Raw genomic sequence first — 20127 nt, 5'->3', positions numbered from 1 at the left:
TATGCTGGGCGGGTGAGCTCGTACCAGCCTCCTCGCCCATGGATCGCCAGCTATGCCGCAGGCGTCCCGGAAGACCTCTCCCCCGTGTCCGGATCGCTGGTCGACATCGTCGCCGCGTCCGCCCGCGACTACCCGGATGCCCCCGCCCTGCAGTTCTTCGGTCGTGAGACGTCGTACTCAGAACTGCAGAATGCGATCGACCGAGCAGCCGCAGGACTGCGCGACCTCGGCGTGCGGGCGGGCGATCCCGTGGCGATCGTGCTTCCGAACTGTCCGCAGCACATCGTGGCGTTCTACGCGGTGCTCCGTCTCGGCGCCGTCGTCGTCGAGCACAACCCGCTCTACACTGCGCGCGAGCTGCGGAAGCAGTTCGAGGACCATGGCGCGAAGCACGCGATCGTGTGGAACAAGGTCGTCGCCACGGTGCAGGAGTTCCCCGCCGACCTCGCCGTGACGAACCTCATCTCCGTCGATGTGACGCGCGCGATGCCCCTCCTCACTCGTGTGGCGCTGCGGCTTCCGGTGGCGAAGGCCCGTGAGTCTCGCGCCGCTCTGACCGAGAAGGTGCGAGGAACCGTCACCTGGGACTCGCTGGTGCAGTCCGCCCCGATCCCTGCCGCGCACCCGAAGCCCGCCACCGACGACCTCGCGATCATCCAGTACACGTCCGGCACCACGGGAACCCCCAAGGGCGCCGCCCTGACCCACGGCAACCTGCTCGCGAACGCCGCGCAGTCGCAGGCATGGGTTCCGTCGATCCAGCGCGGCAAGGGCTGCGTCGTGTACGCGGTGCTGCCGATGTTCCACGCATACGGTCTGACGCTCTGCCTGACGTTCGCGATGTCCATGGGTGCGCGCCTGGTGCTCTTCCCGAAGTTCGATCCGGATCTCGTGCTCGACGTGATGAAGAAGCACCCCGCCACCTTCCTTCCCCTCGTGCCCCCGATCGCCGACCGCCTGCTGTCGGCGGCGAAGGCGAAGGATGTCTCGCTCGACGGCATCGAGGTCGCGATCTCCGGTGCCATGGCTTTGCCGCACGAACTCGTGGTGCCGTTCGAGGCGGCGACGCATGGCTTCCTCGTCGAGGGGTACGGACTCAGCGAGTGCTCCCCCGTGTTGATGGCGAACCCCGTAGCTGACAACCGCGTGCCCGGCACCGTGGGACTTCCTCTTCCGGGAACCGAATGCCGCGTCGTCGATCCCGAGAACCCGACCGTCGACGTTCCTGAAGGATCCGCGGGTGAGCTCCTGGTGCGCGGACCCCAGGTGTTCTCCGGCTACTACGGCAAGCCGGAGGAGACGGAGGCCGTCTTCGTCGACGGCTGGTTCCGCACCGGTGACATCGTGACGGTCGATGAGGCGGGTTTCATCCGGATCGTCGACCGCATCAAGGAGCTGATCATCACCGGCGGCTTCAATGTGGCCCCCACCGAGGTCGAGAGCGCTCTGCGTCAGCATCCTCAGGTCGTGGACGCTGCCGTGGTCGGTCTGCCGAGCGACCACTCCGGCGAGGAGGTCGTCGCCGCGATCGTCGTCGACGCGGGGGCAGACGTCGACGTCGAAGCGATCCGCGAGTATGCGCGCAGCATCCTCACCCCGTACAAGGTTCCGCGGCGTCTGTTCATCGTCGACGAGCTGCCCAAATCGCTGATCGGCAAGGTGCTGCGTCGCCAGGTCAAGGAGAGACTGCTCACTCTGACTTCCGGCTCCTGAGGGCGCCCTCACAGGCGCGGAATCCCGCGAAGCGCTACCCTTGGTCAGTGACTCCTGAAGACGCTGTGCCCACCGACGCCCCCGAGACCCCTGGATTCGAGGAGCTCGGCATCACCGGCCCCGTCCTCAAGGCCATCAAGGACCTCGGCTACGAGACCCCCTCCCCCATCCAAGCCGCCACGATCCCGACCCTGCTCTCCGGTCGCGATGTCGTCGGTATGGCGCAGACCGGAACGGGAAAGACCGCGGCATTCGCGCTCCCCGTGCTCGAGCGCCTCGACGTGTCCCAGAAGACCCCGCAAGCTCTCGTGCTCGCTCCGACCCGCGAGCTCGCTCTGCAGGTGTGCGAGGCGTTCGAGTCGTACGCGTCGAAGATGAAGGGCGTCCACGTCCTCCCCGTCTACGGCGGACAGGGCTACGGCGTGCAGCTGTCGGCGCTGCGCCGCGGCGTGCACGTGATCGTCGGCACCCCCGGTCGCATCATGGACCACCTCGCCAAGGGCACCCTCGACCTGTCCCAGCTGCAGTACCTGGTGCTCGATGAAGCCGATGAGATGCTCAAGATGGGCTTCGCCGAAGACGTCGAGCAGATCCTCGCGCAGACGCCCGAGGAGAAGCAGGTAGCCCTCTTCTCAGCGACCATGCCCCCGCAGATCCGCCGACTCGCGCAGAAGTACCTGCGTGAGCCCGAAGAGATCAGCATCAAGTCGAAGACCGCCACCGGCACCAACATCACGCAGCGGTACCTCGTGGTGTCGTACGCGCAGAAGGTGGATGCGCTCACTCGCATCCTCGAGGTCGAGAACTTCGACGGCATGATCGTGTTCGTCCGCACGAAGAACGAGACCGAGACGCTGGCCGAGAAGCTGCGTGCCCGCGGATACTCCGCCGCCGCCATCAACGGCGACGTGCCGCAGGTCCAGCGTGAGCGCAGCGTCAACCAGCTCAAGGCGAGCAAGCTCGACATCCTCGTCGCGACCGACGTGGCCGCTCGCGGTCTCGACGTCGAGCGCATCAGCCACGTCATCAACTTCGACATCCCCACCGACACCGAGTCGTACGTGCACCGCATCGGCCGCACCGGCCGCGCGGGACGCACCGGAGACGCGATCAGCTTCATCACCCCGCGTGAGCGCTACCTGCTCAAGTCGATCGAGAAGGCCACGCGTCAGCAGCCCACTCAGATGCAGCTGCCCAGCCTCGACGACGTGAACACCACGCGCCTCGCCCGCTTCGACGACGCGATCACGACCGCGCTCAGCGATAGCACCCGCATCGAGAAGTTCCGCGACATCATCGACCACTACGTGCGCAACCACGATGTGCCCGAGGCCGATGTCGCAGCTGCGCTCGCTGTCGTCGCCCAGGGCGATACTCCTCTGCTGCTCGACCCGGCCGACGACGCCCTGTCGAAAGCGGTCGAGTACGACAACCGTCCGCCGCGCGAGAGCAACACTCGCGAGCGTCGCGAGACCCGCGAACCGCGCGAGCGCCGTGGGCGCGGCGACTACAAGCCGTACCGCATCGAGGTCGGACGCCGTCACCGCGTCGAGCCCCGTCAGATCGTCGGCGCACTCGCGAATGAGGGCGGCCTGGGTCGTGATGACTTCGGCGCGATCAACATCCGGCCGGACTTCACTGTCGTCGAGTTGCCGGCGAACCTCGACTCGTCCGTCCTGGAGAAGCTGAAGGACACCCGCATCTCGGGTCGGCTCATCGAGATCAAGCCCGACCGTGGGCCTGGAGCCCGTCGTAACGACGGCCCTCGTGACGGCGCGCTCTCGTTCATCGATGGGGCAACCATCCTGACAGCCAGCCTGCGCGTCAGGCTCCTGCAGACCCATTGCGGGCGAGACGCGCGGCCACGTCGATGAGCTGTTCAGGGCGCGCGAGCAACGCTCTCTGCTCCGGGTTGTCGATGAGATGCTGCAGCAGCCGGTGCGCCCCGTCCACCGTCGGTGTCCAGTAGCCGCCGACGTGGTGACGGCTCAGCGGTGCGATCGACGTTTCCCCGTCGGCCAGGAGCTCGACCGCGCCATCCTCAGGGTCGAATCCGAGATCGGACACGGCGAGGAACGTCAGGGCGCCGAGGACGAGCGTGCTCATGAGGCCGGGCAGACGGAACCGCGTGGTGGGCACGTCGAGGATCACTCGCTGCACCTGCGACCAGGGAATGATCCCCCGGTTCTCTGTGCCGTGGCGGATCAGCAGCGCATCAGGCGTCAGACGCAGGTGGTTCCGACCCGGGTCTCCCACAGCCATCGCGCCGGAGACGGCGATCAGCGGTCCATATCGCCTCATCCCAGAGCGTCCGGCCCCTCCGTGACGAGGATGTGGAACTGAGCGGCATCGAGGATGCGGATGCCGAGCTCCTCCGCCTTCCCCAGCTTCGACCCCGCTCCGGGACCGGCCGCGACGAAGTCCGTCTTCTTGGAGACGCTCGACGCGGCCTTACCGCCCGCCTTGAGGATGGCCTCCTGCGCTCCATCTCGGGTGTACCCGTCGAGCGAACCGGTCGCGACGACCGTGATCCCGTCCAACACACCGCCCTGGACGACTGCCGCGCCCGGACCGGGATGACCGGGCGTGGCCCACTGGACGCCTGCCTCGGCCCAGCGACGAACGATGTCCTGGTGCCAGTCGACATCGAACCACGCGAGCAGGGAGTCGGCGATGATGCCGCCGACTCCTTCCACAGCGGCGAGCTCGTCGCGAGAGGCCGCGCGGATCGCGTCGAGCGAACCGAACCACTGCGCCAGCGCTCTCGCCGCGACCGGCCCGACGTGACGGATGTTCAGTGAGACGAGCAGCCGCCAAAGGTCTTTGGTCTTCGCCTTCTCGAGTTCCGCGAGCAGAGTCACAGCTTGAGAGGAGGGCTGGGGGCCCTCCAGCCCCGACTTCTTCTCTGTCGCGGTCGGGTTGCGTCGGAATGGCGCCCTCGTCTTCACGAGACCGTCTTCGTCCTCCTTGGGCAGCCCCGTCTCGGCATCGCGCACGACGAGCTCGATCGGCACGATCTCCTCGAGCGTCAGCGCGAACAGTCCGGCTTCGGTCTCGAGAGGCGGTGTCGCCGGCGAGGTCGGCTGGGTGAGCGCGGCCGCCGTGACTTCTCCGAGCGCCTCGATGTCGAGGGCGCCCCGCGAACCGATGTGCTCGACACGACCGCGAACCTGGGCCGGACACGAGCGCGCGTTGGGGCAGCGCAGATCGATGTCGCCCTCCTTCATCGGACGCAGCGGCGTGCCGCACTCGGGGCATTCGATCGGCATCACGAACTCCCGCTCGGTACCGTCGCGTTTCTCGACGACCGGACCGAGGACCTCGGGGATCACGTCGCCCGCCTTGCGCAGGACGACGGTGTCGCCGATCAGCACTCCCTTGGCTTTCACCACGTCCTTGTTGTGCAGCGTCGCCTGCCTGACGACGCTCCCCGCGACCTGGGCGGGAGCCATCACCGCGAACGGCGTCGCCCTGCCGGTTCGACCCACAGACACGACGATGTCGAGCAGCTTCGTCTGCACCTCTTCGGGCGGGTACTTGTACGCGATCGCCCAGCGAGGCGCCCGACTGGTGGCGCCGAGCTCGTCGTGGAGGGACAGCTCGTCGACCTTGACGACGATCCCGTCCAGCTCGTGCTCGATATCGTGCCGGTGCTCGCCGAAGTACTCGACGAACGCAACCACGTCGTCGATGCTCGTGCACACCCTGGTGTGCGGGCTGGTCGGCAGCCCCCAGTCCGACAGCTGGTCGTAGACCTGACTCTGTGCGGCGACCGGCGGATTCTCCCAGGCCCCGATGCCGTGCACGTACAGCGCGAGCGACTCGATGCGCAGCATCCCCGCCTCGAGCTCGAGCCCGTCCTTCTTGTCGATCTGCTGACGCAGGCCACCACTCGCCGCGTTGCGCGGATTCGCGAACGAGGGGAACCGCCGAGCCGCAGCAGTTCGCGCCTTCTCTTCGTCGAACGGCTTCTTCGCTCCGCTCCGAGCCTCCCAGCGGGCGAGAGCATCGGCGTAGGCCCTGTCGCGGAACTCCGACTGTGCGGCATTCAGGCGCTCGAAGGCGGCCACGGGAATGAACACCTCGCCGCGCACCTCGACGATGGGAGGGTGACCTTCGCCGCTGAGCTCGAGGGGGATCTCGGGAAGGCGCAGCGCGTTCTCGGTGACGATCTCACCGACGCGCCCATCTCCCCGCGTCGCCGCCGACGTCAGCCGGCCGTTCTCGTAGCGGAGATTGATCGCGAGGCCGTCGATCTTGAGTTCGGTGAGCCAGTCGACAGCTCGCCCCGCAGAGGCGCGCGTCTTGGCGGCCCAATCCCTGAGCTCGTCGATCGAGAACACGTTGTCGAGACTCAGCATCCGCTCCGCGTGCTCGATGGTGGCGAGCCCGGTGGCCTCGGCCGCCCCCACCATCTGAGTGGGCGAGTCCTGACCCTGCAGCTCGGGATGCATCCGCTCCAGCTCTTCGAGCCTGTGCATCCACCCGTCGTAGGTGAAGTCGTCGACGAGTGAAGTGTCGCGCCCGTAGTACGCGTCCTTCGCTTCGAGGATTCGAGTGGTCAGCTCGTCCGCTTCGATACGGGCGTCTTCCAGCGAGATGTTCTCCGGCACCCCGCCAGTCTACGAGCGGGCGCCGACATCGAGAGGCAGGCGCTATGCGTCGACCGGCACTGCGGACACGGTGCGGTCGATCGTGAACTGGCCGAGCACGCGCGTTCCGACGTACAGCACGGCGGTCTGGCCCGGCGCGACCCCGTTGAGCGGCTGCTCGGGCACGACGCGCACGCCCTCGGGCGAGACGAATGCCCGGGCTGCTTCCGGCTCGGCGTGGGCGCGGATCTGCACCTCGCAGTCGAACTCGGAGTCGACGGGCGCTGCGCCCGCCCAGCTGAATCGATCGCCCGAGATCTCACGCGTCGCGAGAGCCTCCTTCGGCCCCACGACCACCGTGTTGGACACCGGCCGCACCTCGAGTACGAAGCGGGGCTTGCCGTCGGGGGCCGGGACGCCGAGCTTCAGACCACGGCGCTGACCGACCGTGAAAGCGTGCGCGCCCTCGTGCGAGCCGACGACGGAGCCCGTGCGGTCGACGATCTCACCGGTGGCGGTACCGACCTTCTCGGCCAGCCAGCCTCGCGTGTCACCGTCGGGAATGAAGCAGATGTCGTGGCTGTCGGGCTTCTGCGCGACACTCAGCCCACGCTCCTCCGCCTCGGCACGCACGACCGCTTTGGACGGAGTCGTTCCGAGCGGGAAGTAGGTGTGCGCGAGCTGCTCGGCGGTGAGTACGCCGAGCACATAGGACTGATCCTTGGCGTTGTCCGCGGCTCTGTGCAGCTCGAGACCGGCGTCCGTGGGGATCAGCGTCGCGTAGTGCCCGGTGCACACCGCGTCGAAACCGAGCTCGATGGCGCGCTCGAGAAGGGCGGCGAACTTGATCTTCTCATTGCAGCGCATGCAGGGATTGGGGGTGCGCCCTGCCTGGTACTCCGAGACGAAATCGGCGATCACGTCGTCGCGGAAGCGCTCGGAGAAGTCCCAGACGTAGAACGGGATGCCCAGGAGATCGGCCGCGCGACGCGCATCGAGCGCATCCTCGATCGTGCAGCATCCCCGGCTTCCGGTGCGCAGCGTGCCGCCCGCCCGGGACAGCGCGAGATGCACGCCGACGACGTCGTGCCCCGCGTCCACGGCCCGTGCGGCCGCGACTGCGGAGTCCACTCCGCCACTCATGGCCGCAAGAATCCTCATGGGACCAGTCTACGAGCGTGCGGCTGAGCCGGAGCCGGAAGCCCGCAGGTAGGCCTCGCCGATGGATGCGAGGACGGCATCGACGTCTGCGTCCGTCGATGTGCGTCCCAGCGTGAATCGGAGCGCGCTGCGCGCGTCCTGCTCACTGCGCCCCATCGCCATCACGACATGCGATGGCTCCGCCACACCCGCCTGGCAGGCCGACCCGGTCGACGCGGCGATGCCTGCCATGTCGAGAAGGAAGAGCAGGCTCTCCCCCACCGCTCCGGGAAACAGTATGTGGGCGTTGCCGGGGAGCCGTCGCGAGCCGTCTCCCAGAAGCTCGGCCTGCGGCACCCGCGCCAGGATGCCGTCGATCAGCCGGTCGCGCATCGTCGCCAGCCGCGCGGTCTCCGTCTCTCGCTCCGACTCGGCGAGCTCGAGCGCGGTGGCGAAGGCCGCGGCACCGGCCACGTCCTGCGTTCCGGCGCGAAGTCCGCGCTGCTGCGCGCCGCCGCGAAGGAGTGCGGAGAGCCGCGCGGTGCGAGCGACCACCAAGGCTCCGACGCCGACCGGCGCACCGATCTTGTGTCCGGCCACGCTCATCGCGACAAGACCGACCGAGTCGGGCGCATCGCCTCTCAGCGCGCGGAACGACAGAGGCAGGTGGCCGAGGGCCGCGACCGCATCGAGATGGAGGGGAACGAGCGCCTGCGCGGTCGACGACGCCAGCATCGCGGCGTCGTTGATCGTCCCGGCCTCGTTGTTGGCGACGAGCGCGGTCGCCAGCGCCGCGCCCGGAAGCTGGGCAGTGAACTCGTCCACGTCGATGGCCGCCGAGCGATATACCGGAACAGCGCGCAGCACCGCCCCTGCCGCCACCAGGGCCTCGACGGTGTCCATCGTCGCGTGGTGCTCGGCATCCGGCATCACGATGGCATCCGACTCCGCCGGCCGCGCCTGCCACAACCCCTGAAGCGCGAGATTGATCGACTCCGTACCCCCGGAGGTGAACACGACCTCGATGGGGTCGCAGTCGAGCACTGCGGCCGAGCGCTCGCGTGCCTCCTCGAGCAGGCGCCGCGCGTCCTGGCCGGCACCGTGCGTCGATGACGCATTCCCGACCATCTCGCTCGCTTCGAGCCACGCCTCCCGCGCCTCGGGACGCAGCGGCGTCGTCGCGGCGTGGTCGAGATAGTGCTGCATCCCTCCACTCTCCCCCATTTTCCGCGCAGTGGCGTGCACATGGAACTGAGTGCATGCTGTCCTGAGACCCGAGCGCAGACCTCTATGGTGTACTCATGCCCGCGATCCGAGACATCACCGTGCCCGGCGGTACTGCACTCGACAACCTCGGTGTGCGCCTTCACGACGGCGTCGGAACCCTCCGCGTCTGGTCACAGAACGCGTCCTCCATCGAACTCGTCGTCTTCGATGCCACCGACCTCGACTGGGTCATCGACCAGGTCGATCTCGCACGCCTTCCCGGCGGCATCTGGGAGGTGACGACAGAACTGCTCCAGCCCGGCACCCGGTATGCGATCCGCGTCGGAGGGCCACACGGGCCGGGGAACACGTTCAACCCCGAGACTCTGCTCCTCGACCCCTACTCTCGCGGTCTCGCGCAGGGCGACGGCTACGAGGAGTGGCGCTCCGTGGTGATCGTCGACGGGTTCGACTGGGGAGAGTCCGTCAAGCCACGGATACCGCTCGACCGCACCGTGATCTACGAAGGGCACCTGAAGGGGCTGACCAAGCGTCAGCCCGATGTGCCCCCGGCTCTGCACGGCACATACGCCGGACTCGCGCATCCCGCGATGATCGAGTACTTCCACTCTCTCGGGATCACCTCGATCGAGCTCCTGCCCGTCCAGGCGTTCGTTCCGGAGCCTCGCCTGCTCGAGCGCGGCCTCACGAACTACTGGGGCTACAACACCCTCAACTTCTTCACACCGCACAACGCCTACGCGACGGAGGACGCACGCAAGGGCGGCCCCGAGGCCGTTCTCGCCGAGTTCAAAGGCATGGTGCGACTGCTGCACGAAGCCGGACTCGAAGTCATCCTGGACGTCGTGTACAACCACACGTCGGAAGAGGGCCTCGGTGGACCTCGGTCCAGTCTGCGCGGCATCGACAACGCCAGCTACTACCGACAGGACGCATCAGGCGCGTACATCGACACGACAGGCTGCGGCAACACGCTCGACACCTCGACCGATGCCGGAGCGCGCCTCGTGCTCGACTCGCTGCGCTACTGGGCGCAGGAGATGCAGATCGACGGCTTCCGCTTCGATCTCGCGGCCGCGATCGCGCGCGACGGCTCGCACACCTATACGCCCGAGCACCCGCTTCTCACCGCCATCGCGAACGATCCGATCCTCCGCGACACCAAGCTCATCGCCGAGCCGTGGGACGTCGGCATGGGCGGCTGGCAGACCGGCAACTTCCCGAACGGCTGGATGGAGTGGAACGACCGCTACCGCGACCGGGTCAGGAACTTCTGGCTGAGCGACATCGACTATGCGCGTCGTGCGTCCGCTCCGGTCGGCATCGGGGGCTTCGCGACGCGTCTCGCCGGCTCGTCGAACACTTTCGCAGATGTTCGGGGACCGCTGGCCAGCATCAACTTCGTCACCGCGCACGACGGCTTCACCATGCACGACCTCGTGTCGTACGACGTCAAGCACAATGAGGCGAACGGCGAACAGAATCGCGATGGTGCCGACATGAATCGGGCTTTCAATCACGGTATCGAGGGGCCGACCGACGACCCTGCGATCCTCGCTGCCAGGCGAAAAGCGATGCGCAACCTGCTCGGCACCCTGCTGCTGTCAGCCGGGATCCCCATGCTCACGGCCGGCGATGAGGTCGGTCGGACGCAACGCGGAAACAACAATGCCTACGCCCAGGATTCGTCGATGACGTGGCTCGGCTGGGACGCGGAACCGTGGCAGGAGGACCTGCGCGCACACGTCGCTCGACTCATCCAGCTCCGTTCCGAGAATCCCGCCCTGCGTCCCAGCCGGTACGCCCGACTCGGTGAGCACATCCCCAACGCCTCTGTCATGGACTGGTTCGACCAGAACGGCGAGACGATGGAGAGCCAGCAGTGGACGGACCCTGGTAACCGCACTCTGCAGTATGTGGCGGCCTCGACCCCCGATCGCGAATCGGCCAATCGGATCCTCCTCATCGTGCACGGGACGGAGTCGCCCATCGACGTGCGTCTGCCCGACGACCTCGAGGAGGCGACGCGTTTCGTCTCGCTGTGGTCGAGCGCCGACGACCGCCCGCAAGACGGCGGCGAGGTGTTCGCCCCCGGCGACGTCCTGCCCATCCCCGGCACCTCCATGCGACTCTTCCGCGTGGAATGAACGGCGGCGCGCCGGGGCCCTCCGCGAGCTACCCGCTTCACGCCGCGAGCGGTACATTCGGGGAGTGGCCGCACGTATGAGCAGCATCAGTCCGAAGGCTCTCCGAAGCCCCGCGCAGATCCCGTCGCGCCCGCTGGGCGCCGTCTCGGACGGCGACGGACTCGTCGCGACGCGAATTCCTCTGGTGGGCGGCGCACCGTCCGTCCCCGGAGGCTTCGCGCCCAAGGCGTTCGTCGGCGAGGTGGTGCCGTTCAGCGTCGTCGCCTTCCGTGAAGGGCACGACCTGATCGGGGTGCAGCTCCGGTTGACGGCCCCGAACGGCGAGGAGTCCCTGCACCGAATGACGCCCTTGCTCGATGGGAGCGATCGCTGGGCAGCGGAGGTCGCTGTGGACATGCAGGGCCCGTGGGCGTTTCGCTTCGAGGCGTTCTCCGACGACTTCGCGACCTGGGCGCACGCCGCCGAGGTGAAGGTCGCCGCGGGAGTCGATGTGCCGGTCATGGCAGCCCTCGGCGCCGAACTTCTCGCGCGCGCAGCGAAAGAGAAGGATCGCCCTGCGGCTCAGCGCAGACGCATCAGCGAACTCGCCACCGCACTAGCGGGGGGCGATGCAGAGACCACCACCGCGGTCTCGACCGACGCCGAGCTGGGCGGTCTCTTCCATGAGCGGCCTCTCATGACGCTGCGTTCAGCATCTGCCACGCACACTCTGCTCGTGGAGCGGACCGCCGCAGGCGTCGGGGCCTGGTACGAGTTCTTTCCCCGCTCGGAGGGCGCGAAACGCCTGAAGGACGGCACTGTCAAGAGCGGTACGTTCAGGACAGCCGCCAAACGTCTTCCCGCTGTCGCCGCCATGGGCTTCGACGTCATCTACCTGGTGCCGATCCATCCGATCGGAACGACCAACCGCAAGGGACGCAACAACACTCTGACGACGGAGCCAGGCGATCCGGGCTCACCGTATGCCATCGGCTCCGTTGACGGCGGCCACGACGCGATCCACCCGGAGCTCGGCAAGCCGGCCGACTTCCGCGCATTCGTCAGGGCGGCGAAGAACGAAGGGCTGGAGGTCGCTCTCGATCTCGCGCTGCAGGCCTCTCCGGACCACCCGTGGGTCGACGAGCACCCCGAGTGGTTCACCACTCTCCCGGATGGCACCATCGCCTACGCAGAGAACCCGCCCAAGAAGTACCAGGACATCTACCCGCTGAACTTCGACAACGATCCCGCCGGTATCTACCAGGAGATGCTCCGCATCGTGCAGCACTGGGTTCGCGAAGGCGTGAAGATCTTCCGCGTCGACAACCCGCACACGAAGCCGCTGCAGTTCTGGGAATGGCTCATCGCGACCGTGAACGCCCAGGACCCGGACGTGATCTTCCTGGCCGAGGCGTTCACCCGACCCGCCGTGATGCGTGCGCTCGCGGCCGTGGGGTTCCAACAGAGCTACAGCTATTTCACCTGGCGCAACACCAAGGCGGAGCTCGAGGAGTTCCTCACCAGCGTCTCGCACGAGACGAGCGACTACATGCGGCCGAATCTCTTCGTGAACACGCATGACATCCTCACGGAGTACCTGCAGTTCGGCGGCCGCGCCGCCTATCGGATCCGCGCCTGCATCGCCGCCACCGCCGCCCCTGTGTACGGCGTGTACGCCGGGTACGAGCTCTTCGAGAACGTGGCGAGGCCCGGTTCCGAGGAGAACATCGACAACGAGAAGTACGAGTTCAAGTTCCGGGACTGGGAGGGCGCGGAGGCATCGGGTGACTCGCTTGCGCCTCTCCTGCGCCGACTGAACGAGATCCGCCGTGAGCACCCGGCTCTTCGACAGCTCCGCAACCTCTCCGTGCACTGGAGCGACGACGACTCGGTGCTCGTCTACAGCAAGCACCTCGATGCCGCGTTCACCGGCACGGGCCACTCCGATACGATCCTCGTCGTCGCCAACGTCGATCCGCACTCCGTGCGTGAGACCACCGTGCACCTCGACACCACGATCTGGGGCGTACCACCTGGCGAGCCGTTCGACGTGGAGGACCTGCTGACCGGTGCCGTGTGGACGTGGGCCGATCACAACTACGTGCGCCTCGACGCCTTCGCCGAGCCGGTGCACATTCTGAAGGTGAGGAGACGAGCATGAGCTACGTCGAAGATGCCACTACATCGCCGGACTGGGCGGCTGTCGCAGCCGGCGCCCATCACGACCCGCACGCGGTGCTCGGCTCCCACCCGTTCACGGATGCGAGTGACCGGACCGTCACGGTGATCCGCGCTCGCCGACCTCTCGCGTCCTCGGTCGCAGCCGTCTTCGAGGACGGGAGCCGATTGGAGCTCGATCACGTCGCACACGGCATCTGGGAGGCCCAGCACGACGGTGCCCCGGTGGCGTATCGCATCGCCACCGCGTACGGCGACGACGACGAGACGATCACCGGCGACCCGTACCGGCACCTCCCGACTCTGGGTGACGTCGATCTCCATCTGATCGCCGAAGGGCGGCACGAGCGGCTGTGGCAGGTGCTGGGTGCGCACGCGACGGTCGCAGACGCCGAAGACGGCGTCGCATTCGCCGTCTGGGCCCCGAACGCCACAGCCGTGCGAGTCGTCGGAGATCACAACGGGTGGAACGGCGAAGCGCACGCGATGCGCTCGATGGGCGTGAGTGGCGTCTGGGAGCTGTTCATCCCCGATCTCGCCGTCGAAACGACATACAAGTATCAGATCCGCACCCGCGGCGGCTCCTGGATCTTCAAGGCCGACCCGATGGCGCAAGCCGCGCAGGTGCCGCCCGAGACCGCATCGGTGGTCACGCGGTCGGACTACGCATGGTCAGACGGCGCGTGGATGACCCGCCGGGCAGCGACTCACGCGGTCGCTCAGCCGCTGTCGGTCTACGAGGTGCACCTCGGCTCCTGGCGCGGAGGCCTGAGCTACCGCGATGCCGCAGAACCGCTGATCGCACACGTCACCGAGGCCGGTTTCACGCACATCGAGTTCATGCCGCTCGCCGAGCATCCGTTCGGCGGCTCCTGGGGCTATCAGGTGAGCGGGTACTACGCGGCGACCAGTCGCTTCGGCAGCCCGGATGACCTGCGATACCTCATCGACCAGCTGCATCAGGCCGGAATCGGCGTGATCATGGACTGGGTGCCCGGGCACTTCCCCAAAGACGCGTTCGCCCTCGCGAGGTTCGACGGACAGCCGCTGTACGAGCACCCCGACCCTCGTCGCGGTGAGCATCAGGACTGGGGAACGCTCATCTTCGACTACGGTCGCCCTGAGGTGCGCGGATTCCTGGTCGCGAACGCACTGTTCTGGCTGAGCGAGTTCCATGTCGACGGCCTGCGAGTGGATGCCGTGGCGTCGATGCTGTACCTCGACTACTCGCGTAACGAAGGCGAATGGGAGCCGAACATCCACGGGGGCCGGGAGAACCTCGAAGCGATCCGCTTCCTCCAGGAGGTCAACGCGACCGCCTACCGCCTGCACCCCGGCGTGCTGATGATCGCTGAGGAATCGACGAGCTTCCCCGGTGTGACCGCACCCACCGACCACGCGGGTCTCGGCTTCGGGTTCAAGTGGAACATGGGCTGGATGAACGACTCCCTCCAGTACATCGAACGAGACCCGATGTATCGCGCGCACCACGAAGGTGAGATGACGTTCTCGTTCGTCTACGCGTTCGGGGAGAATTATCTGCTGCCGATCAGCCACGATGAGGTCGTGCATGGAAAAGGCAGCCTCGTCTCGAAGATGCCCGGCGACCACTGGCACAAGCTCGCCAATGTCCGCGCATACCTCGGATACATGTGGGGTCACCCCGGAAAGAAGCTTCTCTTCATGGGGCAGGAGTTCGGGCAGCTCGCCGAATGGTCGGAATCCCGCCAGCTCGACTGGTGGCTCCTCGACCAGCCGTCGCACGCGCAGCTGCAGGGTTTCGTCGGACAGCTCAACCGCACCTATCGCGCTCAGGCCCCGCTCTGGGAGCGGGACAATGACGGATCCTCCTTCTCACGCCTCGGCGCCCCGAGCTGGGATCCCAATGTCATCGCCTTCGAACGCCGCGACGCACATGGCGGCCGTCTCGTGGTGATCAGCAACTTCGCCGGCGTCGAGCGCAGCGGCTACAGCCTCGCGCTGCCGATCCCCGGCGTGTGGCAGGAGATCCTCAACACGGACGCCGCAGAATACGGCGGTCGCGGATCCGGCAATCTCGGCATGGTCGTCGCGCACTCGGAGGACGACGGACCGGCCGTGGCGACGATCACGGTTCCCGCACTGTCGACCATCTGGCTGCGCCACGAGAGCGACCCGCACGTACCCACGATCAGCCGCGGCTGACGGCCTCTGCCGATCAGCGAGACGGCCCCGGCCCCGACAGAGCCTGGGCCGTCTCGCTGCACTCTCAGCTCAGAACAGCAGGGAAGACAGTCTGTTGCGCGCGGTGATGACGCGTGGATCTGCGACGCCGATCAGGCCGAACAGCTCGAGAAGACGCTCGCGCACGGGCGTTCGCTCATCCGAGGGCAGCTGGGCGAACAGGTCGAGAAGCCTTCCGAACGCATCTTCGACATGGCCTCCCGCGAGGTCGAGGTCGGCGACATCGAACTGGGCCTGGATGTCGAGGGGTCCGGCTGCGGCCGCGGCCCGAGCATCCTGGAGATCGAGTTTCTGGACGCGGTCGAGCAGACGGACCTGGCCCAGGCCTGCGATCGCATCCTCATCGCGCGGATTCTCCGCGAGAGCCTTCTCGTATGCCACGACCGCCGCGGCGTAGTCGCCGTTCTCGATCGCGGCGAAAGCCTCCGCGTGCAGCGGCGGCATCGGCGGCTCCTCCGGCGTCTGCTCGCCCTCGGGCGCCTCTCCGACGTTCAACGTGCCCGTCACCCCGTTCTGAGCAGCGAGCTGAAGCAGCTGCGCGAAGACCTCTCTGACCTGTTGCTCGGGCACTGCACCGGTGAACATCGGAACCGGCTGACCGGCGATGAGTGCCACGACCATCGGGATCGACTGCGCGCGGAATCCCTGAGCCAGCTGCGGGTTGGCGTCGACATCGACCTTCGCGAGAAGCACCCTGCCGCCGAGTTCACGCGTCACCTTCTCGATGATGGGGCTCAGCTGCTTGCACGGCCCGCACCATTCGGCCCAGAGGTCGACGACCACCGGCACTGTCCGGGAGAGCTCGAGGATCTGACCGAACGACTCGTCGGTCGCATCGACGACGATGTCCACGGCCCCGGGAGCAGGGCTCTGCGCTCCGGCGGCAGCAGCCGCGGGCCGGTTTCGCAGAGAGGAGAGGTCGACGGCTCCACGGAGCGCGGCGGGAGAGATATCGGTCATTTGATCACCTCGACGGAGAGTAGGTCCTGTCGGACCGCCATGAGTCGGATCTGCTCCGTCGAGCCCTGCGCGGGAACGGAGAAGAACAGCTGGAATTCGTACTTGGTCGTGAAGCCCTTCGCGGACTCCGTGACACCCGTCAGCGCCTTCGCCTGCGGATTCGCGTCTTCCAGTCGGATGACGGCGTCCGGTGACGTCGGGGTGACCGATTCGGTGTCGACGAGCGAGACGGCCACGATCGCACCGCTGTCCAGCGTGGTCATCGAGACCGGCTCGGAATCGGCCGGGAGGATGTCGAAGGCGGTCTGAGAAGTCTCCGCCGCTCCGTTGTCCGCCAGCGTCTGCACGACCGCCTGCCGGCTGTCGCGAATCGACTGGGCGAGGTTCTGCGAGATCTCGTCGAACATGCCGTAGGAAGGGCTGGCTTCGCCCGCGTCGACGACGTCGGCGAAGGTCTCCGCAAGCTCTCCCGGCGGGATGCTGAGGAATGCGGAATCGTCGGGAACGAGCGAGGTGCCGAGCCACGCTGCAGCCACGTCGGGGAAGACGGCGTCCGCAGACATCTCGGCCATGTTCGTGACCTTGTAGTTCGACCACGGATCCTGCTGCGTCATGGTCAGGATGACGGGGGGAACGGTGTCGTCGTCAGCGCTCTTCGAGAGCAGGAGCACCGTGCGCGGCCACCGGTCGGTGGCTTCGGGAAGCACGACCTCGACGTCATCGGTCGGGAGTGCGGCGGGCGGTGCGGTCTCCGGAAGAGCTGTCCGAAGCGCGTACTCGGTGGTGCGAGCCGTGAGCGCCGGGCCGTCCAGACGAGTGCCGGCCAGAGCGATGTCCATCGACGCGTCCGCGTCGGATAGGGTCGTCGACACTTCCTGCAGGATCCGCTTCGCCTGGGCCTCCGTCACTGCCGGGGGCTTCTGATTGTCCGGGGCGATCACCGTCGCGCTGGGAGACGGCGAGGGCGTTCCCTCTCCGAGCTGCGGCCATGAGTCAGGCGAGCAGCCGCTCGCGAGCAACGCGGTCACGGCGAGGGCGGGGACCGCGAGCAGGCGCCGTCGACGGTTCACGGGTCGCGCACGCATCTCCGTCTTCCGATCGGGGTCTGGGTTCTTCGGACCGGCGGCGTCGACTGCCCCCGGGTCACCGGCGGCTGCCGCGTCGGAGTCTGCGCCGGTCCGACCGGGCTCATCCCCGGCAGCGGTGGTCGAGGTGTCGTCGATCGCCGCGCGTTCCGATGGCGGCAGCTGAGCCACGTCGATCGGCTCGGTGGCCGGAAGGGGGCCGGGGCCCTTGCGCCGCGGTCCTCGCCCGCGACGCTGGTGCCGGATCGCGAGGACGTAGAGCACGAGTCCGACGAGAAGCATCGCCGCGCCCGCCGCCATGAGCGGTCCGGCGAGAGGGGTGGACGTGTCCAGCGGCCAGGACACCACGATGTCGTCCGGTGCGTCGGCGGTGCCGTCGTACGCGATGATCAGACTCACGCCCTCGGGCAGCTGCATGTTGTCTGCGATGAGTGTGTCGGTCTCGGTGAAGGAGTCCAGCCAGAGGTCGGAGCCGGCGGGGTTGCGGCCCGGCTCTGCGGCTGCATCGCCCTCGGCGGGCGTCTCCGCCGGTGCCGGAGTCTCGGCCGCGGCCGGGGTCTCGGCAGGGGCCGGGGTTTCGGAGGCCCCATCACCTTCCGGTGCTGATCCGGCGGGGACCAGCTGGACCTCCAGGTCACCGTCGTCGCCGACCGTCACGCGGTTGTACGACGAGTCGGCAAGCCACGCTTCCATGTCGGCGGTGCGGCCATAGGCGGCGAAGATCTCGCCCTCTCCGCGCACCAGCAAGGTCTGAGATCCCGGGTGCTCACGAAGGACGTCGCCGTCCATCAGCACAAACGGGGCGGGTTCCTCTGCAGCGACTGAGACTTCCTGAGTCGACGGACCCATGAAGATGGTTCGCTGCGCGATGCCCGCAGCGATCAGTCCCGCAGCCAGCACGAAGGCCACGACGGCCCATACGAAACGCACGAATAGTCTCCTCACACGGCCCGGACGCACGCCCGAGTCGCAACACTCGACATTTCAGACTAGCGAAATCACCTGTGTGTTGCCCACGAGGGGCATGCGGCACCACGTGCGGCACGTCGTCCCGGCCGGTCGTGGTGCGGTGGATACGCTTGCAGAGTCCCCCATTCCGAGGAGCAACGATGAAGATCCACAACCCGTTCCGCACCGCCCTCGTGGCGACGCTCGGCGTGGGACTGGGAATCCTGCTGATCGGAAGCGTGGAGAGCCTGTCGACCGTGCTGCTCTACGTCGGTACGGCTCTCTTCCTCAGTCTCGGCCTGGACCCGCTCGTCTCCTTCCTCGAGCGCAGGCGTCTCCCCCGCTGGCTCGCCGTGCTCATCACGATCCTCGCGGTGCTCGGGATCTTCGCCGGGATCATCCTGATCGTCATCCCCGTGCTGGTCGACCAGATCTCGCAGCTCATCGCCGAGATCACGGCCATCGTCCAACGCGGGACATTTCTCCTCGACCTGCGCCAGTGGATGGTCGACACGTTCCCCAATCTCAAGGTGGATGACGTCTTCGCCTATGTGACCGACTGGCTGGAGACGAACCTCGCCCAGATCGGGGGGTCCATCGGGCAGGGCGTGCTCGCCGCCGGCGGGGCACTGCTGAGCGGACTGTTCGGCGCGTTCATCATCCTCATCCTGACGATCTACCTGACGGCCTCGACACCGTCGCTCAAGCGCGCCGTCTACCAGCTCGCTCCTGCATCCAAGCGCGAGCGCTTCATCGACCTGGCCGAGCAGATCACCGATTCGGTCGGCTACTACGTCATGGGCCAGGTCTCCCAGGGCGTCATCAACGGCATCCTGAGCATGATCTTCCTCACGATCATCGATGCGCCGTTCCCGGCCGTGCTCGCCGTCGTCGCCTTCTTCTTCTCACTGATTCCACTCGTCGGCACCCTCACGGGGTCGACCATCATCGTGCTCGTGTGCCTGATCCCCGGCCTGGGATCACCGGCGACAGCGATCGCCGCCGCCATCTACTACCTCATCTACATGCAGATCGAGGCGTACGTGATCTCGCCGCGCATCATGAGCCGGGCCGTGTCCGTACCCGGAGCGGTTGTCGTCGTCGCGGCGTTGGCGGGCGGAAGCCTCCTGGGGCTGCTCGGCGCGCTGATCGCGATTCCGGTGGCGGCCAGCATCCTGATCCTCTACCGGCAGGTGCTGATCCCTCGCATGAACGAGCTCTAGTCGGCGGGCCACTCCGTCGGCAGCGGAAGAGCTGCCGGGTTCACGGCAGCGACGATCTCGGTGAGGACTCTCCGAGTCTGGCTCTCCCCCACCCAGAGGTGCTTGCCACCCTCGACGGCGATCAGCTTCGCATGCGGAATCGCGGAGAAGCGCTCGCGTGCTTCGGCCGGGCGGAGGTAGTCGTCGAGCTCGGGTACCAGCACCACGACGTCGGCATCGGAGTCGGCCCACGCCGCCACCTCGGCGTCTGTGGCGCGGTGAAGTGGCGGGGACAAGAGGATGATCCCCTCGACATCGTGTTCCCGACCGTACTTCAGCGCGAGTTCGGTGCCGAACGACCAGCCGAGCAGCCATGGGCGCGGAAGACCGCGCTCGCGCACGAAGCCCATCGCCGCCGCGACGTCGAACTGCTCCGCCTCTCCCCCATCGAACGCGCCATCGCTGGTGCCACGCGGAGAGGTGGTCCCTCTCGTGTTGAAGCGCAGCACAGCGAGGTCCGCCAGCGCAGGCAGACGGGCGGCAGCCTTGCGGATGATGTGCGAGTCCATGAACCCGCCGGCCGTCGGGAGAGGATGCAGCGTGACGAGCGTGGCCACGGGCGCCGACGACTCGGGAACCGCCAGCTCTCCGACCAGTGTCAGCTCGTCTGCGGTCTCCAGTGCGATGTCTTCGCGCCGCGCAGGCAGCTCGATCGGTCCACGGATCTCCATGC

At 67.3% G+C, this 20127-nt stretch carries 13 protein-coding genes; 6 read left to right on the top strand and 7 right to left on the bottom strand.

All coding sequences use genetic code 11. The features are described from left to right. The first annotated feature begins 12 nt into the window (after positions 1–12). Complete coding sequence (locus ACIPV5_RS10405) at positions 13–1713, top strand: long-chain-fatty-acid--CoA ligase (RefSeq protein WP_400340978.1); 1701 nt, start codon at positions 13–15, stop codon at positions 1711–1713. Positions 1714–1760: 47 nt separating this feature from the next. Further along, positions 1761–3587, top strand: coding sequence for a DEAD/DEAH box helicase (locus tag ACIPV5_RS10400; RefSeq protein WP_400340977.1), 1827 nt, complete (start codon positions 1761–1763; stop codon positions 3585–3587). Here ACIPV5_RS10400 and ACIPV5_RS10395 read toward each other — a convergent pair. From ACIPV5_RS10395 to ACIPV5_RS10380, 4 genes are read right to left on the bottom strand one after another with little or no spacing between them, the layout of a single operon-like run. After that, positions 3538–4014: a hypothetical protein gene (locus ACIPV5_RS10395; protein ID WP_372983578.1), complete on the bottom strand. Its 477-nt coding sequence runs from the start codon at positions 4012–4014 to the stop codon at positions 3538–3540. The two genes, ACIPV5_RS10400 and ACIPV5_RS10395, sit on opposite strands and share 50 nt — an antisense overlap. Further along, complete coding sequence (gene ligA / locus ACIPV5_RS10390; RefSeq protein ID WP_400340976.1) at positions 4011–6326, bottom strand: NAD-dependent DNA ligase LigA; 2316 nt, start codon at positions 6324–6326, stop codon at positions 4011–4013. Before ligA ends, ACIPV5_RS10395 begins: the two co-directional genes overlap by 4 nt. Before the next feature lie 42 nt (positions 6327–6368). Beyond that, positions 6369–7466 (bottom strand): tRNA 2-thiouridine(34) synthase MnmA, encoded by a 1098-nt coding sequence (gene mnmA / locus ACIPV5_RS10385; RefSeq protein ID WP_072591240.1) that lies wholly within the window; start codon positions 7464–7466, stop codon positions 6369–6371. A 9-nt stretch (positions 7467–7475) separates the two neighbouring features. After that, positions 7476–8651, bottom strand: a complete 1176-nt coding sequence (locus tag ACIPV5_RS10380) for a cysteine desulfurase family protein (protein ID WP_056278682.1) — start codon at positions 8649–8651, stop codon at positions 7476–7478. Positions 8652–8746: 95 nt separating this feature from the next. On the opposite strand from ACIPV5_RS10380, the gene glgX reads away from it, so the two are divergent. The 3 genes from glgX to glgB all read left to right on the top strand — a co-directional run bounded on the left by glgX (position 8747) and on the right by glgB (position 15160). Then, the gene (gene glgX, locus ACIPV5_RS10375; RefSeq protein WP_400340975.1) at positions 8747–10819 is read left to right on the top strand and encodes a glycogen debranching protein GlgX; all 2073 of its coding nucleotides are present in this window, start codon (positions 8747–8749) and stop codon (positions 10817–10819) included. A 76-nt stretch (positions 10820–10895) separates the two neighbouring features. After that, positions 10896–12959: an alpha-1,4-glucan--maltose-1-phosphate maltosyltransferase gene (locus tag ACIPV5_RS10370; RefSeq protein ID WP_400340974.1), complete on the top strand. Its 2064-nt coding sequence runs from the start codon at positions 10896–10898 to the stop codon at positions 12957–12959. Next, the gene (gene glgB, locus ACIPV5_RS10365) at positions 12956–15160 is read left to right on the top strand and encodes a 1,4-alpha-glucan branching protein GlgB (protein ID WP_400340973.1); all 2205 of its coding nucleotides are present in this window, start codon (positions 12956–12958) and stop codon (positions 15158–15160) included. The genes ACIPV5_RS10370 and glgB overlap by 4 nt, the downstream gene beginning before the upstream one ends. 69 nt (positions 15161–15229) lie before the next feature. On the opposite strand, the gene ACIPV5_RS10360 is transcribed toward glgB, so the two are convergent. Next, the gene (locus ACIPV5_RS10360) at positions 15230–16159 is read right to left on the bottom strand and encodes a tetratricopeptide repeat protein (RefSeq protein WP_072591237.1); all 930 of its coding nucleotides are present in this window, start codon (positions 16157–16159) and stop codon (positions 15230–15232) included. Then, complete coding sequence (locus ACIPV5_RS10355) at positions 16156–18174, bottom strand: glycosyl transferase (RefSeq protein ID WP_400340972.1); 2019 nt, start codon at positions 18172–18174, stop codon at positions 16156–16158. The genes ACIPV5_RS10360 and ACIPV5_RS10355 overlap by 4 nt, the downstream gene beginning before the upstream one ends. Positions 18175–18353: 179 nt before the next feature. Between ACIPV5_RS10355 and ACIPV5_RS10350 the strand changes: the two genes are divergently transcribed. Further along, on the top strand, positions 18354–19415 hold the full coding sequence (locus tag ACIPV5_RS10350) for an AI-2E family transporter (RefSeq protein WP_053096001.1): 1062 nt from the start codon (positions 18354–18356) through the stop codon (positions 19413–19415). On the opposite strand, the gene ACIPV5_RS10345 is transcribed toward ACIPV5_RS10350, so the two are convergent. Then, a complete protein-coding gene (locus tag ACIPV5_RS10345; RefSeq protein ID WP_394194395.1) occupies positions 19412–20125 on the bottom strand; it encodes an alpha/beta hydrolase in 714 nt (237 codons plus the stop codon). The genes ACIPV5_RS10350 and ACIPV5_RS10345 overlap by 4 nt on opposite strands. Positions 20126–20127: the final 2 nt, after the last annotated feature.

The organism is Microbacterium sp. NPDC090014 (assembly GCF_044748285.1).
Taxonomy (GTDB): domain Bacteria; phylum Actinomycetota; class Actinomycetes; order Actinomycetales; family Microbacteriaceae; genus Microbacterium.
The sequence above is the reverse complement of the archived record's forward strand: the minus strand, read 5'-3'. Positions and strand labels throughout refer to the sequence as shown.

Bases quoted from the DNA above. Each gene is read 5' to 3' on its own strand.
- ACIPV5_RS10380 (WP_056278682.1), bottom strand. From the start codon at position 8,651: ATGCAGCACTATCTCGACCACGCCGCGACGACGCCGCTGCGTCCCGAG.
- glgX (WP_400340975.1), top strand. From the start codon at position 8,747: ATGCCCGCGATCCGAGACATCACCGTGCCCGGCGGTACTGCACTCGAC.
- mnmA (WP_072591240.1), bottom strand. From the start codon at position 7,466: ATGAGGATTCTTGCGGCCATGAGTGGCGGAGTGGACTCCGCAGTCGCG.
- ACIPV5_RS10395 (WP_372983578.1), bottom strand. From the start codon at position 4,014: ATGAGGCGATATGGACCGCTGATCGCCGTCTCCGGCGCGATGGCTGTG.
- glgB (WP_400340973.1), top strand. From the start codon at position 12,956: ATGAGCTACGTCGAAGATGCCACTACATCGCCGGACTGGGCGGCTGTC.
- ACIPV5_RS10360 (WP_072591237.1), bottom strand. From the start codon at position 16,159: ATGACCGATATCTCTCCCGCCGCGCTCCGTGGAGCCGTCGACCTCTCC.
- ACIPV5_RS10370 (WP_400340974.1), top strand. From the start codon at position 10,896: ATGAGCAGCATCAGTCCGAAGGCTCTCCGAAGCCCCGCGCAGATCCCG.
- ACIPV5_RS10350 (WP_053096001.1), top strand. From the start codon at position 18,354: ATGAAGATCCACAACCCGTTCCGCACCGCCCTCGTGGCGACGCTCGGC.
- ACIPV5_RS10345 (WP_394194395.1), bottom strand. From the start codon at position 20,125: ATGGAGATCCGTGGACCGATCGAGCTGCCTGCGCGGCGCGAAGACATC.